The 16,474-nt window shown below is 58.7% G+C and carries 13 protein-coding genes and 1 pseudogene; 9 read left to right on the top strand and 5 right to left on the bottom strand.

Annotation, left to right across the window (positions count from 1 at the left end; translation table 11 throughout):
- Positions 1–7: 7 nt before the first annotated feature.
- The 9 genes and pseudogenes from BN871_RS18865 (at position 8) to BN871_RS18825 (ending at position 11,969) form a co-directional block, all read left to right on the top strand.
- Positions 8–1,774, top strand: a complete 1,767-nt coding sequence (locus tag BN871_RS18865) for a sensor histidine kinase (RefSeq protein WP_048748338.1) — start codon at positions 8–10, stop codon at positions 1,772–1,774.
- 135 nt (positions 1,775–1,909) lie between these two features.
- A complete protein-coding gene (locus BN871_RS18860) occupies positions 1,910–3,625 on the top strand; it encodes an ABC transporter substrate-binding protein (protein ID WP_048748337.1) in 1,716 nt (571 codons plus the stop codon).
- 192 nt (positions 3,626–3,817) lie between these two features.
- Positions 3,818–4,684, top strand: a complete 867-nt coding sequence (locus BN871_RS18855; protein WP_232313184.1) for a sugar ABC transporter permease — start codon at positions 3,818–3,820, stop codon at positions 4,682–4,684.
- Between the two features lie 75 nt (positions 4,685–4,759).
- Positions 4,760–5,665, top strand: coding sequence for a carbohydrate ABC transporter permease (locus BN871_RS18850; RefSeq protein ID WP_232313183.1), 906 nt, complete (start codon positions 4,760–4,762; stop codon positions 5,663–5,665).
- 336 nt (positions 5,666–6,001) lie between these two features.
- Positions 6,002–7,174, top strand: a complete 1,173-nt coding sequence (locus BN871_RS18845) for a Gfo/Idh/MocA family protein (protein WP_048748335.1) — start codon at positions 6,002–6,004, stop codon at positions 7,172–7,174.
- Between the two features lie 70 nt (positions 7,175–7,244).
- Complete coding sequence (locus BN871_RS18840; protein ID WP_048748359.1) at positions 7,245–8,309, top strand: Gfo/Idh/MocA family protein; 1,065 nt, start codon at positions 7,245–7,247, stop codon at positions 8,307–8,309.
- 82 nt (positions 8,310–8,391) lie between these two features.
- Complete coding sequence (locus BN871_RS18835; protein ID WP_048748358.1) at positions 8,392–9,264, top strand: sugar phosphate isomerase/epimerase; 873 nt, start codon at positions 8,392–8,394, stop codon at positions 9,262–9,264.
- Between the two features lie 79 nt (positions 9,265–9,343).
- Complete coding sequence (locus BN871_RS18830; protein WP_069202420.1) at positions 9,344–10,192, top strand: AraC family transcriptional regulator; 849 nt, start codon at positions 9,344–9,346, stop codon at positions 10,190–10,192.
- Positions 10,193–10,530: 338 nt separating this feature from the next.
- A pseudogene (locus BN871_RS18825) lies at positions 10,531–11,969 on the top strand (FAD/NAD(P)-binding protein).
- 103 nt (positions 11,970–12,072) lie between these two features.
- Here the strand turns inward: BN871_RS18825 and BN871_RS18820 are convergent.
- From BN871_RS18820 to BN871_RS29270, 5 genes are all read right to left on the bottom strand, one after another.
- Positions 12,073–12,348 (bottom strand): barstar family protein, encoded by a 276-nt coding sequence (locus BN871_RS18820; RefSeq protein ID WP_232313179.1) that lies wholly within the window; start codon positions 12,346–12,348, stop codon positions 12,073–12,075.
- A gap of 92 nt (positions 12,349–12,440) precedes the next feature.
- Entirely contained in the window at positions 12,441–12,878 is a 438-nt protein-coding gene (locus BN871_RS18815) for a ribonuclease domain-containing protein (protein WP_048748334.1), read from the bottom strand.
- 726 nt (positions 12,879–13,604) lie between these two features.
- Positions 13,605–13,940, bottom strand: coding sequence for a hypothetical protein (locus BN871_RS18805; RefSeq protein ID WP_021879121.1), 336 nt, complete (start codon positions 13,938–13,940; stop codon positions 13,605–13,607).
- Between the two features lie 45 nt (positions 13,941–13,985).
- A complete protein-coding gene (locus BN871_RS18800) occupies positions 13,986–14,204 on the bottom strand; it encodes a hypothetical protein (protein WP_049867144.1) in 219 nt (72 codons plus the stop codon).
- 139 nt (positions 14,205–14,343) lie between these two features.
- Positions 14,344–14,787, bottom strand: coding sequence for a hypothetical protein (locus BN871_RS29270; protein WP_176587492.1), 444 nt, complete (start codon positions 14,785–14,787; stop codon positions 14,344–14,346).
- Between the last annotated feature and the right edge of the window lie 1,687 nt (positions 14,788–16,474).

The following is a 16,474-nucleotide window of genomic DNA, read 5'->3' as shown; positions in this document are numbered from 1 at the left end:
AAGTGTTATGCGATTCAGCTTGAATCATGTGCGGCTCCGGGACAAAATGCTGATCGTGTATCTGGTCTGCGTGCTGATCCCGATCGTGCTGACCGACTTTGTGTTCTATCAGGTGACGACGCATCACGTCAAACAGCAAAAGCTGAACGACATCTCCATGGCCATGGAGCAGATCCGGCGCGACTTCCTCGAGCAGATGGATGTCGCGGCCGGAATTTCTTCTATTCTCTACACCGACGCCAAGCTGAACGAGACGATCGAAAAGCCGTATGCCGGCGCATCCGAATACGTCGATTCCTACTATTCGGACATCAGCCCGACCTTGTACCGGTATTCTCCGATCTACAAATCCGTCAGCAATATTACGATCTACACCGACAACCCGACCATCATCGGAGGCGGAGGGGTGCTTCCGATCTCGGAGGAGGTCGAGGCGACGCCTTGGTACCGCGCCCTGGAGATGCCCGGCAGGAGGGCGCCGGTCGTCGTCCGCAACGATGTGGAGACTTCGCGCGGCCTGGAGACGGTATACAGCTTCGTCCGCAAGCTGGACTACTTCCAGTCCCAGTACGCCCGCCATTCCGTCGTCAAAATCGACATCAGCTACGATGCGGTCGCGAGCCTGTTCCGCAACTCGACCCTGCAGGGCGACCTGTATCTGGTCAACGATCTGGAGCTGATCGATTACGCTTCGGGCTCCGCTCTGGACTGGCAGCATCGCTCGCTCGCTTATGCGAGCCATGCGTCTCCGAGCGACGGCATCGCGGTCACCAAAAGCATCGAGAACGTCGACTATTTGAAGGGCTGGCGGATCGAAGGCGTCTTTCCGGAGCACCGCGTTCTGCAGGATGTCTACAAGTCCCGCAATTTTGTCGTTTATCTCGCCCTGCCGAATCTGCTCATCCCGACGCTGATCATCATCTGGTTCACCCGTTCGCTGAGCGTGCGGATCGTCCGCATTCTCAAGCATATGAAGAGGGTGAGGAACCATCACTTCGATACGATCAAGCATCCCGACCATCGCGACGAGATCGGCCAGCTGACGAACGAGTTCAACCGGATGACCATGCAGATCAAAAATCTCATCGACGACGTGTATGTGGCCGACATTCAGCGCAAGGATCTGGAAATCAAGCGCAATCAAGCGCAGCTCCACGCTCTGCAGAGCCAGATCAATCCGCATTTTCTGTTCAACGCCCTGGAGACGATCCGCATGCGCAGCATCATCAAGAAGGAAGAGGAAACGGCCAAAATCATCCACAATATGGCCAAAATCTTCCGGCGCTCGCTGTCCTGGGACAAGGATTGGATGACCGTGCGGGAAGAGCTCGAGCTTGTCCATTGCTTCCTGGAAATTCAAAAGTACCGGTTCGGGGACAAGCTGATGTACGAGATCGACGTCGAGGACGAGGCGATGGAATGGCTCATTCCGAAAATGTCCATCCTGCCGTTCGTGGAAAATGCCAGCATCCACGGCATCGAGCCGAGCAAGAACGGCGGTCTGATCCGGCTCGCCATCCGGGCGGAAGGCCGGCAGCTGATCGCCGAGATCAAGGACGATGGAGCTGGCATGCCGGAGGAAGAGGTAGGAGCGATCGAGCGGATGCTGGAGCGGGAGGAGTCGTTCGGAGAGCATGTGGGCATCCAGAATGTCTACCGCCGGCTCCAGCTCTATTATCGCGACCGTTTTACGTTCAAGCTGGACAGCGAATGGCAGCGCGGGACGGCCATCCGCATCGCTTTCCCGCGCGAGCCGGAGGAGCGTTCCGCTTAATTCCTAAGGTTTTTGGGGTAACAGCTAAAGTTTGTCGGGTGTTGCGGCTCTCAGCCCTGCCTTACAATGAAAGTGCTTACAGAAAAGGGTTGCACAATTTCGAGACTTTCATTGGTGGAAGGGGACATGACCAGCATGGTCAAACAAAAAATGGGCCTTCTCGCCCTTGCCGTCGCCATGGCGGCGGTGGCGGGCTGCAGCGGCAACAGCAGCAACAATGCCGGAAACCCGGCTCCCGCGTCATCGCCGGAAGCATCGGCTCCAGCCAATACGGATGCGGGCGGCGAGCCGAAGGAAGAGTTGAAACCGGTTACGTTCACGTATTTCAATGCCAACTCCCAGGTGCCGAACATCGACTCCAACAAAACGGAGATCGGCAAAAAGCTGGAGGAGCAGACCGGGGTCAACTTCAATCTTCAATATCCGGTCGGCGACGTCAATACGAAGATCGGCACGATGATCGCGAGCGGCAACTATCCGGATGTGCTGGCTCCGGATACCGCGATCGACAAGGTGCTCGACGCCAAGGCGTTCATTCCACTGAACGATCTGATCGAGAAGTTCGGACCGAACATCAAGCGCGTATACGGCCCTTATTACAACCTCATGAAAGCGGACGACGGCAACATCTACTTCCTGCCGTTCAGCCCGGTGGTCGGGGAGTACATCCCGAGCCCGACGATCGATCAAGGCGCCTTCTTCATTCAGCGCCGCGTGCTGAAGGAAGCCGGATATCCGAAAATCAAGACGATCGACGAGTACTTCGACCTGATCAAGAAGTACAACGACGCGCATAAGACCGACAAGCTGACCGGCTTCAGCTCGCTGATCTACGACTGGCGGACGATGGGCATCTTCAACCCGCCGATGCATCTGGCCGGCTATCCGAACGACGGCGACGTCATCGTCGATATGAGCACCCATGACGCCAAGGTATACGCCAACAGCGACTACACGAAAACCTGGCTGAAAAAGCTGAACGAGGTCAACTCCGAGGGACTGTACGACCAAGCCTCGTTCGTCAGCAACTATGACCAGTATCTGGCCAAAATCTCCTCCGGCAAAGTGCTTGGATTCTTCGACTACGGCTGGCAGGCGAACCAGGCTCTCCAGAACATCAAAAAAACCGGCAACGACGATCTCGACTACATGCCGCTGCCGATCGTATTCGACAACAATACGACCGACCAGTATCTCGACCCTCCTTCCTTCATCAACAACCGCGGCGTCGGCATCACGACGGCGGCCAAGGATCCGGAGCGCATCATCAAGTTCTTCGACACGATGCTCAAGGAAGAGAACCAGGTGCTGATCCAATGGGGCATCAAGGGCGAAACGTACGAGGTGGACGACAAGGGCCGCTTCTACCGCACGCCGGAGCAGATCGAAATGCTGAAGGACAACGCCAAGCAGGAAAGCATCGGCTTCTCCTACTTCAACTACAGCTGGCCGATGTACGGCCAGGGCTCGACGCTTGCGGACGGCAACTCGTTCAACGCGGGACGCCAGCCGGAGGTCGCCCAAGCCTCCTTCACGGACGGCGACAAGCTGATCCTCGACAAATACGGGGTCAAGACGTTCTCGGAGCTGTTCGCCAAGCCCGAAGACCGCCCGTGGTACCCGGCCTGGAGCATCTCGCTCGAGCAGGGCTCGCCGGCGCAGATCTTCACGCAGAAGTCCAAGGACGTCAAGCTGAAATACTTCTCCAAGCTCGTGCTGGCCAAGCCCGATCAGTTCGACGGCATCTGGGACCAGTATCTCAAGGACTTCAACAAGCTCGACGTGAAAGCGTACGAAGACACCCTCACCAAAGAAGTCGCCGCCAAAATCGCCAAAACGCAAGGCAAGTAAGCCAGGCTGCTTCAAGAGGGACCGGACCGGTCAGTCAACAGGGTCCGGTCCCTGCACGTTGGGTGCCTTGTTGGATAGGAGAGGAGAGATACGATGCGGGATCAAACCGCCGTCCCGGCGCCGCGGGCCGCAGAGCCCAGCGCCCTGAATCGATGGTTCAAGACGCTTCTCAAGCAGAAAACGCTCATTTTCATGTCGGTGCCTTTCGTCATCTGGATCTTCATTTTCAAATACGTGCCGCTGTGGGGCTGGCTCATCGCCTTCCAGCATTATCGCCCCAATCTGACCATGTTCCAGCAGGAATGGGTCGGGCTGGAGCAGTTCCGCTTCCTTTTCTCGGACGATACCTTCATCCGGGTGCTCCGCAACACGCTTGTCCAGGCCGTCATCAAGCTCGTGCTGGGGTTCGTCACCGCGATCGTACTGGCCATTCTCCTGAACGAAGTCCGCGTCGCTTTCTTCAAGCGGGCCGTGCAGACGATCAGCTATCTTCCCCACTTCATTTCCTGGGTCGTGGCGGCCAACATCATCTCCACGGCGCTGTCCATCGATGAAGGCGGCATCGTCAACGAAGTGCTGATGCGGCTTCATATCCTCGACCAGCCGATCATGTGGCTCGGCGTCGGCCATTATTTCTGGGGCATTCTCGGCACATCCGAGGTATGGAAGGACGTGGGCTGGAATACGATCGTGTACCTCGCCGCCATGACGATGATCGATCCGTCGCAGTACGAGGCGGCTGAGATCGACGGAGCGAGCAGGCTCCAGCGCATTCTCCATATCACTCTTCCCGGACTGAAGCCGGTCATCGTCATCCTGCTGATCATGAACCTCGGCAGCATCCTGGAGACAGGCTTCGAGCCCCAATACCTGATGGGCAACGGCATGAATGCCGACTATTCCGAAAATCTCGAGATCTTCGTGCTCAAATACGGCATCTCGATGGGCAACTTCTCGCTCGCGACGGCTGCGGGCATCTTCAAAACCGTCGTCAGCTTCATCCTGCTGTTCACCGCCAACTCCATGGCCAAGCGGTTCGGCGAGCAGAGACTGTTCTAGAAGGAGTGATGGATCATGGCAAATACGGTCCGGCCTGCCGCTGAACCGGCTCCCCAGCCGCAGCAGCCCAAGAAAATGCATAAGCGGTTCCAATCTCCGGGAGACCGCATATTCGATACGCTCAACGTCCTGGTGCTGTCGCTGCTCGTCGTCTTCACGCTCTATCCGTTCATCAACACGCTGGCCGTGTCGCTGAACGACGCGAACGATTCCATCAAGGGCGGCATCTACTTGCTGCCGCGGGACCTGAGCTTCGACAACTACAAGTACGTCTTCAAGGAAGCGACGATCTTCCACGCGACGCTGATCTCGATCCTGCGCACGGTGATCGGAACGGTCGTCACCGTCTTCTGCTCGGCGATGGTGGCCTATACGATCAGCCGTCCGGAATTCGTTCTCCGCAAGTTCGTTACGATCATGTTCATCCTGACGATGTATCTGAACGGGGGCCTCATTCCGAACTACCTGCTGATGAGGGATCTGGACCTGATCGGCACCTTCTGGGTGTACATCGTGCCCGGCATCATCGGCGTCTTCAATATGATCGTCATCCGCTCCTTCATCGAAGGGCTTCCCGACGGCATCATCGAGTCCGCCCGGATCGACGGCGCCGGAGAGTTCCGCACCTTCATCCAGATCGTCGTTCCGCTCGCCCTTCCGGCGCTCGCGACGGTCGCGCTCTTCACCGGCGTCTACCAGTGGAACTCGTGGTTCGATGTGTTCCTCTACAACTCCGAGAAAGTGAATCTCAGCACGCTCCAGTACGAGCTGATGAAGATGCTGGCCAACTCCAATTCGAACTCCTCGATGACGTCGGCGTCGGCATTCGCCAACAGCGCGAACTCAAGCTCGAACTTCGTCACGCCGAGCTCCATCCGCGCGACGATGACGATCGTGGCCAGCCTGCCGATGATCATCGTGTATCCTTTCCTGCAGAAATACTTTGTCAAAGGCATGACCGTCGGCGGCGTGAAAGGCTGACGCCGGCAATGGCCTGTCCGATGGATTTTCAGGAAGGAGAGACCTTTTCCAACCCAACAAGCAGCGGCAATCGGATGAGTTCATGTCCGAAAGCCGCTGCTTTTTATGTGGATGGATGAGGGGGGGGGGAATCTCCTGCTCGGTTGGACAGCGACAGCCTTATCTCAGAGGGGAGCAGACGCAGCGGAATGGAGTCTTGGGCCTGTATTGTGCAACGAGAGTCAAATGAAAGCGATAATCGGTCCATCTCGGTCAAGAGCTGCAACCGCTGCCATGATACAATCACGGCATACCCGCCAACAGGCGGGCGGAACCGAAGCATGGGGAGGCATTCAAATGACGACTGAGCTGAGAATCGGAATTGTCGGGCTCGGCAATATGGGCTCGGGCCATGCCGCGTATCTGGCGGCGGGCGAAGTGCCGGGAGGCGTGCTGGCTGCCGTATCGGATGTCCGGGAGGAAAGGCTTTCCTGGGCGAAGGCCGCCTTCGGCGACTCCGTCAAGACGTACACAAGCGCCAGGGAGATGTTCGATTCCGGCGAGGTGGACGGCGTCCTGATCTGCACGCCGCATTATTCCCATCCCGAAGAAACGATAGCCGCCCTCCAAGCGGGACTGCATGTGCTTGTGGAGAAGCCGGCCGGCGTGTATACGAAGCAGGTCAAGATCATGAACGAGGCTGCCGCGGCCAGCGGCCGGGTGTTCGGCATCATGTTCAATCAGCGGACGAACCCTCTTTACCGCAAAATGCGAGAGCTGATCCAAACCGGAGAGCTCGGCGACGTCAGGCGCATCAATTGGATCGTCACGGATTGGTACCGTTCCCAAAGCTATTACGACAGCGGCGGCTGGAGAGCGACCTGGGAAGGCGAGGGCGGAGGCGTCCTGATGAACCAATCGCCCCATAACCTCGATCTGTGGCAGTGGGTCACCGGCCTCATGCCGACCCGGATCCGTGCTTTCTGCGGCTTCGGCAAGCATCGGGACATTGAAGTGGAGAACGATGTTACCGCTTACGCCGAATACCCCAACGGAGCGACCGGAGTGTTCATTACGTCGACCGTCGATGCGCCCGGCACGAACCGGCTCGAGATTACCGGCGACCGCGGCAAGCTGGTCGCCGAGGACGGCAAGCTGACGTTCTGGCGTCTCCGAACGCCGGAGAGCGAGTTCAACCGGACGTACGCCGGAGGCTTCGGCAGCCCGGAGACATGGCGGATCGATGTCCCGGTGCCGGGCGGCGAGCCCAATCAGCACCGGGCCGTGACCCGCAACTGGGTCGATGCCATCGCCGGACGCGCCCCGCTGGAGTCGCCTGGAGAGGAAGGGATCAAAGGCTTGGCGCTTGCCAACGCCATGCTCCTGTCCGCCTGGACGGACGGCTGGGTGGAGCTGCCGCTGGATGACGAGCAGTATTACCGTGAGCTGCAGGCCCGCATCGCGGCTTCGACTGCCGGCAAGGACCAAGCGGCTGCAGGCCGTACGCTGGATGTGAAGGGCACTCATTAGATCATTCAATCATTGTCGCGGCGATTGACGCTGCGGATGAAAGGGGGAACCGCAAGTGAGCAAGGACGGCATGAATTATGCCCCGCAAGGGAAGCCGAGTCCCGTCGTCGGCAGGGGGGAATTCGTGTTCGCCGCTGTCTGCCTCGACCATGGCCATATTTACGGCATGTGCAACGGACTGATCGAAGCAGGCGGCACGCTGAAGTCGGTCTATGATGCCGATTACGATCGGGCAGCCGCGTTTGCCTCCCGCTACCCGGGCGCGGCCATTGCCGGATCCCTGGAAGAAGTTCTTCAGGATCCGGAGCTGCATCTCGTCGCGGCAGCCGCCGTGCCGAACGAGCGCGGACCGCTCGGCGTCAAGGTCATGCGGCATGGCAAGGATTATTTTACGGACAAAACGCCGTTCACGGAGCTCTCGCAGCTGGAGGAAGCCCGTCGCTGCGCCGCCGAGACCGGCCGCAAGTATGCCGTTTATTTCAGCGAAAGGCTGCATGTGGAGAGCGCCGTATTCGCCGGAGAGCTTATCGCCGACGGAGCCGTCGGACGGGTCGTGCAGGTGATGGGCACCGGCCCGCATCGGCTCAATGCGCCGTCGCGGCCGGACTGGTTTTTCAACCGGCGGCGGTATGGAGGCATCCTGTGCGATATCGGCAGCCATCAGATCGAGCAGTTCCTTCATTTTGCCGGCTGCCGCGATGCCCGGGTGCTTCACAGCAAGGTGGGCAATTACCACCATCCAGACTATCCCGAGCTGGAGGATTTCGGCGACGCCAGCCTGCTGGGCGACAACGGAGCCAGCCATTACTTCCGGGTCGACTGGCTGACGCCGGCAGGCCTCTCGACCTGGGGGGACGGCCGCACGGTCATCCTCGGCACGGAGGGTTATATCGAGCTGCGCAAGTACGTGGATATCGCCCGTTCCCCGCAGGGGGATCATCTCTATCTCGTAAACGGCGAGGGAGAGCATCATATGGAGCTGTCCGGCAAGGTCGGGTATCCGTTTTTCGGCAGCCTGATTCTCGATGTCCTGAACCGGACGGAGAAGGCCATGACGCAGGAGCATGCGTTCAAGGCGGCGGAGCTGTGCCTGCTGGCGCAAGCGGCAGCGACAAGGATCGGCGGATTCAATTGAAGCTCCGCCTTGAATAAGGAGACTGCTTCCTGGAGGCGGAAATAATTCAGATGACAGATTGGAGGCCATATCGACCATGACGATTCAGCTGTCCGTATTTACGGTGGCAACGCCGGAGCTTCATCCGGAGGAGCTTGCCGCAGCCGCCCGCAAGGCAGGCCTGCAGGGGATAGAATGGCGCTGCAAGGATACTCCCGCAGCTGTCGGGCAAGAGAAGCCCTCCTTCTGGGGCAACAATCTGGCTACGGTGCCGCAGAGCGCAGATGCCGGCGTGCTGGCCCGGTTCCGAAGCGCAGCGGAGAAGGAAGGACTGAAGTCCATAAGCCTGACGCCTTATCTGCAAGCGGGCGATCTGGAAGGGACGGAGCAGGTGCTGGCTGCGGCGAGGGAGCTCGGAGCGGATTATATCCGTCTCGGCGTTCACGGCTACGACCGGTCGAGACCTTTCGGCGAGCTGTTCGGCCTGCAGAGGATTTACCTGCGCGAAGCTTCCGGCCTGTGCAGGCAATATGGAGTCAAAGGCCTGATCGAGACCCATCACGGGACGATCGCCCCGAGCGCTTCGGCTGCCATCCGGCTGTGCGAAGGGCTGGACGCCGATGCCGTCGGCGTCCTCTACGATCCCGGCAACATGGTCCATGAAGGCTACGAGAATCACCGCATGGGCATGGAGATGCTCGGACCCTATTTGGCTCATGTGCATATGAAAAATGCCGGGTGGACATCGACGGCCGATGCCGATGGAAGCGTACGGTGGAACAGCGGCTGGACGGGCATGAAAGGCGGAGTCGTCCGCTGGAGGGAAGTTGTCTCCGACCTCGTCGCCGTCGGCTACGACGGTTTCATCGGGGTGGAGGATTTCAGCGGGCAATACAGCTCGCCGGAAATGCTGGAGCAATACTCGCGCTATATGCGCGAGCTGCTGGAGACGAGCGGTGCCGCGTCGGGAGCCTGACAGGTGCTCTCTTATCAGAACGGATGGACGATGGTATGCTGAACCCATGGCCGTGAGCCATGGAGAGGATGTGGCATGCATGTCCGGAAGCGGCGGATATCCTGCCGGCCTGCTCGATTATACCTTTCGCGAGGATGGGCAGGTCATGCAGGATTTCCATTCTCATCCCTACTATGAGATTTATTTCTTCCATGAAGGGGATTGCACGTATCTGATCGGTAGCCGCATTTATCGCCTGGAGCCGGGCGACATGCTGCTCATGTACGGCATGACCCTGCACAGGCCCAAGGTCGATCCGAGCCGTCCTTACGTGCGGAGCATCATTCATTTCTACCCCGATCCGCTCCGGGCCGCCTCGCCTTCCGGGGCGCAGCTTCCCGTCATGCGGCCGTTCGAGGAGCTCCGCAACTATCGGCTGTCTCTGCGGGGAGAGCATAGGGAAGAAGCGGAGCAGATTCTGGCCCGGATGGACCGCTTCAAGAAGCAGGGCGATGCTTCCGGCCTGTACCGGATGAAGCTGGCGTTCGAGGATCTGCTCGGGTTCATCTACGAGCGATGCCGGGAGCCGATGAATCTGGCGCCGGAACGGTCGAGGGACAAGGAGCAGATCGCGCAGGATATCATGGACTATATCGGCGGACATCTTTCCGAGGAGCTGACGCTGGAGCGGCTTCAGAGCGAGCTGCATCTGAGCCGTTCCTACCTGTCCAGAACGTTCAAGGAAGTTACCGGCGTGCAGCTGTTCGAGTACATCTACAAGCAGCGCGTCAACCAGGCCAGGGTGCTTTTTCTGCTGGAACCGGACATTTCCGTTACGGAAGCGGGCTTCCGCGTCGGGTTCAAGCATCCGGCCCATTTCAGCCGTCTGTTCAAGCAGACGGTCGGCATGTCTGCCGACAAGTACCGGCGCAGCCTTCCGGGGATGTGAAGCCGGCCGCAAGAAGCATCTCCGAAGCGATCTCCTGTCGCTCCGGAGATGCTTTTTTATTTCAAGCCGAATGGAAGGGCGAGAGGGAGAAAAGGGCCGTTCGGGGAGAAGGCGGGGAAAATCGTTACGCTGCACAAAATCCGAAAAGCGGATTACAAGATGCAGAGCTCTATATTTACACAGCAGGTCATAAAATATAACCTATAAACAATTTCGAAGGAGCTGACGAGGAGCGGTTGGCCGCATATTGTCGCGAAATCTCTCCTTCTATCCGCTGATTCCTTTGATGAACGGTCATGCAAGGATGCCATCGCGTCCGGAAAGGTATGAATGCTGCCATGAGCCTAGAGGAACTGAACGCGCGCGTCCGCAAAGATCTTGCCTATATTGCTTTTGGTGGAAAGGATTGGGTTCGTCCCCGCGTGCATCCGGATGGGCACGTCTATGATGTTGTCATCGTCGGCGCCGGCCAAAGCGGGCTCGGCACCGCCTTCGGCCTGCTGCGGGAGAGAGTGTCCAACATTCTTGTCATCGACGAGAATGCGGAGGGTTGGGAGGGGCCTTGGGCAACCTATGCCCGAATGGTCACGCTTAGGACGCCCAAGCATCTGACTTCCATCGATCTCGGCATCCCTTCCCTGACCTTCCGCTCCTGGTGGGAATCGCAGCACGGAGAGGAAGGCTGGGAGGCAGTGGACAAAATTCCGCGCGGCGAATGGATGGAATATTTGCGATGGTATCGCCGCATCCTCGCGCTGCCTGTTCGGAACGATGCCAGGCTGAAGCTGATCGAGCCGCTTCCGGGCGGCATCCATCGCCTTCATGTGGAAGGCTCCGAGCCTTCATCCCCGCATCTGCTGGCGCGAAAGGTCGTTCTGGCTACCGGCATTCAGGGGGGCGGAGAGTGGCATGTTCCCGGCATCGTGGCCGACAACGTATCCCGCAGCCTATATGCCCATACTTCGGAGCCGATCGATTTCTCCAGGCTTGCCGGGAAGAGGATCGCTGTGCTGGGAGGGGGAGCATCGGCGTTCGACAACGCCAACCATGCGCTTGCTCAAGGAGCCGCGGCTGCGCATGTATTCGTCCGGCGCAGCGAGCTGCCTCGGATCAATCCGATCCGCCAGATGGAGTATTCAGGCATGATCGAGCATTTCCACATCCTCTCCGATGAAGAGAAATACGAGGCGATGGCGCATTTCTTCCGTCACAATCAGCCTCCGACCAACGACACCTTCCAGCGGGCGTGCGCCTGGCCGGGCTTCAGCTCCATCTGGGAGCGCCATGGCTGGCTGTCAGGGAGGAGGGGGGGCAGGCGGTCGTAACGACGCCTGCAGGAAGCTTCGCCTACGACTTCCTGCTCGTCAGCACCGGCTTGCTGACCGATCCGGCGCTGCGTCCGGAGCTGAAGCTGGTGGAAAAGCATATCGCCCGCTGGAAGGACCGGTACGACGCTCCGGAGCCCATCGCCAGCTCTGTGCTTGACGCCCATCCTTACTTGACGCCAGGCTTCGCCTTCACGAGCCGAACCGAAGAGGGGGACAGCCTGCTACATGGACTGTTTACGTTCAATTACTCTGCGATGATCAGCTGCGGATTGTCGGCTTCGGCCCTTTCGGGCATGCGTTATGCGATTCCCAAGCTTGTATCCGCCGTGTCGAGCCAGCTGTTTCTCGATGACCGCAAGCCGATTCTGGCCAGCTTTTACGCTTATGACGAGCAGGAATTCGCCGGACATTGGCCGGCTGCTGCAGAGGTTGCTGCAGATGGCGGCTGAATGGACAGATATGCGGAAAGGAACGGATGCGCGTGGAAATAACCAAGCCGATAGATGGAAGCCTGCTAGGCCTGCCGAGGTTTTCGGCAGGCCTCCGGTATTTTTAGTTCGAGTCGGGAGTGGAGAAAATCAAGCTGGGGTTGCGGGCTGCGGCATCCTTGAATACGGAGAGCAGGGCGGATGTCGTGCGTTCGCCAAGCAGCTTGAGGCTGTCTTCGATGGAAGTCCAATGAATGGTCAGCGGGGAACCGTCATAATCCGTCAGGCAATCGTAAAGGGCATCCAAATTGCGGCCATAATAATCGGGGAAGTGCAGCCCGCGGCTAAGCGCTTCGTGAAAAGCTTCGATCGTCGCCAGCTTGCTGCCGTCCAGTAGCAAGATATTGTCCAGCTTTCTCATCTCCTTGGAGAGGGTTCATGTCTATTCCAAGAATAAGGGACTTGCTTGAAAAAGCAAGTCCCTTAAGCTGCTCACCACTTCTGGAAGCTGGCGTAATGGTCGCTTGTCGTGTAGTAGAGGCCGTCATTGGAATAAAGGACCCGTGAAGCGTTGCGGCACCCCGACGTGTAATAGGCGTCCGCCTCGCGCCAGGTGCGCCCCGACTTGGCAGGAAGCAGGCCTTCATAGTTGGAGAAGACATCTCCGCCGATGCTGTAGCCGGGTGCTACTGTGGCCAGATTGCATTTGCTGGATACCCAGCCTTTGCTTGTCGCCTGGCTTTTCGTCAGGAAGTTGGCCGGCAGCTTGCCGTTTGCCTTGATGTAGGCGATGATGCCGGCAAAATCGGTCGGTCCGGATACGGCTGCATCCGCCACCGGGGCCGCTTGTCCGATCAACGGACTTACATTGCCCAGCAGCAGAGCCAGCACGAGGGCGGCCGACGCTAAAAGCCTGACGATTGATTTCATTACATAATGCCTCCTTTTCGATAGGGAAGATAGGTGCAATTGGATTATACAGGAAATGGACGGGCGGCGAATTATCGATTTCGTAAATCAATGTTTGATTCTGTCAGCCTGTCCCAATCTCCTCGGACATACTGTCCAGTGGCGGTTGTTGAAAATGCGCTTGAGCGCCTGCCGGGGATCAAGTCGATCACCCGGCTTTTATTAGGAGATCTATGCATGCGGCGTAAATCTTCATCGATATAAGAGCTATACCGCCTTAAGGGAAGAAAAGATGCTTTCGGGCAAAGAAGGTTGGACGATGAGAATTCGGTTTTTTCACCCTGCCGGCTTGGCTGCGGGATGGCGGGGGGAGCTCCCTTGGGACGGACATAGGCTTGATAAACAGCTTCATGCTGGATTCGCCGGATCGGGGTCGGCGGCTTTCGTGCCCAGCCGGGATGGACTTGCGGCTTCCGGATTGCAGCAGAGAGGCTCTCCTTCGAGCCGAGGCTAAGAGCCGGTTAAGCTCTTTCGCCGATTGAGCGATTCGGCGGCTGCCGCGAACGAGAGATTCCGAAGGAGGATTGGAGCTGGATTGGCCGCAAGCTTTCAGGACCGCTTTTTCCGCTCTCAGCAAGCGGCCGCCCGCTCTTTGGAGAGCGAGAGACCCTTGCAGCCATTCATTCAACGCTTCCTGCAGCGGCTTGGGAGGAAGGAGAGCGGACAACGGCGATTCAGGCACGGTATTCATTCTTCGACTTCGCTGTGGCAGCACTCGCAAGTACCTTCATGCCCCGCCAAATGGATGATCCGGTCAAGCCGGTTCAACGCCAGCCATTGCTTGATGACGATTCCTTCTATGAACTGAGCCGTATTTTGTTGAATCTGCTGCAGGCTGCGGGATGGCAGGCATCCTTCTTTCTTGATGAGGCTGGCCAAGGCGAGAATGTTGTCCGCCTCCGCGTTGATGAGATTGGACAGAGCCAGCTCTTCCATAGCGATTGAACTGAGCAGCAGGGACAAAGCCTCTTTTTTGGTCACGCTAATTTCAGGGGTTATATCGGGAATGTTCGGTTGAGACACCGATCACCACCTCCAGTCAACACTCATATCTTCCGCCGTACTGCTTCAGAATGGTTCTTCTTCCGTCTGCATGAAAGCTTGAGTCACCCGATCCAGCTTGTTGAGAAGGATCAAATCCTTTTTGGTCAGTTCTTTCAATGTTTCCAGCACGCTGCCGTTCACGTCGCAGATATCCTTGACCGTCCGCGCCAAAGGATTGGTTCCGTGGAGCGTGCCAAGCGCATGCTGGATTTTTTCGCCTTCCGCATTCAGTATATGCGCCATGCTCAATTCCTCCATGGCGAGGGAAAAGAGAAGCAGATGAATGGTGTTTTCATACTTTGCTCGACGTTTAACCCGATCTTCTACGGAAGGAGGGGGGTCCGAAGCCATGTCAACCGCTCCTAGAGCTGCAAATTTTGAATCAAGTCATTTCGTGTATGGCCCAAGTCGTTACGGCACTGCCGGCTCCCCCGAGATTGAGGTTGACGTTCAGTCCGTTCGCGACGTAGTAAATTCCGATGACGTCACCGGCATTGAGCGAGAATTCGCCCGTCATCGTGACGGTGGCGGTGCCAAGGATGGCCCTAAGGGTGAGGACCAGGGCAACGTTGACGTCCAGAACGGGGAAGTTCCCCGTAACGAGATTGGTTGTAGTCGGCGATGTCCGCATAATGACGAATTGGGGGGATACGGACGCCCCGATACTCGCGGTCAGGCTTGCTGTGGTGCTGTAAGTGATGGTCGCCAGAATCGAATATCTGCCTGTAGTCGGAACGGTGTAGTTTCCCGTCGCGGCATTGAATCCGGTACCGGAGTAAAAAGGAGAAGGCGTGCTCCAGTTCGTCAGCTGTGCACTCGCAGACACTGTAGTGGGGGCTCGCGTCGCCGAAAACCCTTGAGCCAGTATATTAGGGCCGGTCGCTCCTGTGATTCCGGTGACGCCCGTTGCACCTGTCGGACCCTCTAGGCCAGTTGCTCCTGTGGAGCCGGTTGGTCCCGTGGCCCCTGTAGGCCCAGTAGCACCTGTGATGCCGGTAGTGCCCGTTGTTCCTGTAGCACCTGTAACACCTGTTGAGCCGGTTGCACCGGTAGCGCTTGTGACGCCTGTTGCACCTGTCGGACCAGTCGGACCAGTGGCTCCAGAAGCACCTGTAAAGCCCGTCGCGCCTGAAGCTCCGGTGGTGCCCGTGAATCCATTCGCGCCTCTTTCTCCGGTGGCGCCTGTGAAACCCGTCGCGCCAGATGCTCCGGTGGCACCCGTGAAGCCGGTCGCACCGGTAGCTCCGGTGACACCCGTAAAGCCCGTCGCACCTGTAGAGCCAGTGGCCCCTGTGAAGCCGGTCGCACCGGTAGCACCGGTGATGCCCGTCGCACCAGTAGCTCCGGTGGTGCCAGTGAAACCCGTCGCACCGGTAGAGCCAGTGGCACCTGTAGAGCCAGTCGCACCTGTAGAGCCCGTCGCGCCGGTAGGTCCAGTGGCACCAGTAAATCCAGTCGAGCCAGTAGTTCCAGCTGGCCCAGTCGCACCAGTTGTTCCAGTGGCCCCTGTGAAGCCTGTCGCACCGGTAGCTCCGGTGGCCCCTGTGAAGCCCGTCACGCCGGTTGCTCCAGTGGCTCCTGTAAGGCCAGATATGCCAGTCGTTCCAGTGGCCCCTGTGAAGCCTGTCGCACCGGTTGGCCCAGTAGTTCCTGTAAAGCCCGTCGCACCGGTATGTCCGGTAGTGCCAGTGAATCCAGTGGCGCCGGTAGCTCCGGTTGCTCCGGTTGCACCTGTAAAGCCTGTAGGACCGGTTGCTCCAGTCACACCAGTGTTTCCAGTAACGCCAGTGAGGCCAGTAGCCCCGGTAAATCCAGTCGCACCGGTTGCTCCAGTGGCTCCTGTAAGGCCAGTTATTCCAGTCGTTCCAGTGGCCCCTGTAAAGCCTGTCGCCCCAGTTGGTCCAGTAGCTCCTGGAAGGCCCGTCGCACCGGTAGCTCCCGTAGTGCCAGTAAATCCAGTCGCGCCAGTTGTTCCAGAGGTCCCTGTGAATCCCGTTGCGCCGGTCGCACCGGTAGTGCCAGTGAAGCCCGTCGCTCCAGTTGCTCCGGTGGTGCCCGTGAAGCCCGTCGCGCCAGTTGCTCCAGTGCTGCCAGAGAAGCCCGTTGCACCGGTAGCACCGGTGGTGCCTGTAAAGCCCGTTGCGCCGGTGGCACCGGTGGTGCCTGTAAAGCCCGTTGCGCCGGTAGCACCGGTGGTGCCCGTGAAGCCCGTTGCGCCGGTAGCACCGGTGGTGCCCGTGAAGCCCGTTGCGCCAGTCGCACCGTTAGTGCCTGTTAAGCCTGCCGCACCGGTAGCTCCCGTGGCACCAGTAAATCCAGTCGAGCCCGTTGGTCCCGTTACACCGGTAGTTCCAGTGGTCCCTGTGAATCCCGTTGCGCCGGTAGCACCGGTGGTGCCTGTAAAGCCCGTTGCGCCGGTCGCACCGGTGGTGCCTGTAAAGCCCGTTGCGCCGGTAGCACCGGTGGTGCCCGTGAAGCCCGTTGCGCCGGTAGCACCGGTGGTGCCCGTGAAG

The organism is Paenibacillus sp. P22, assembly GCF_000469945.2.
Classification (GTDB): domain Bacteria; phylum Bacillota; class Bacilli; order Paenibacillales; family Paenibacillaceae; genus Paenibacillus_O; species Paenibacillus_O humicus.
The sequence above is the reverse complement of the archived record's forward strand: the minus strand, read 5'-3'. Positions and strand labels throughout refer to the sequence as shown.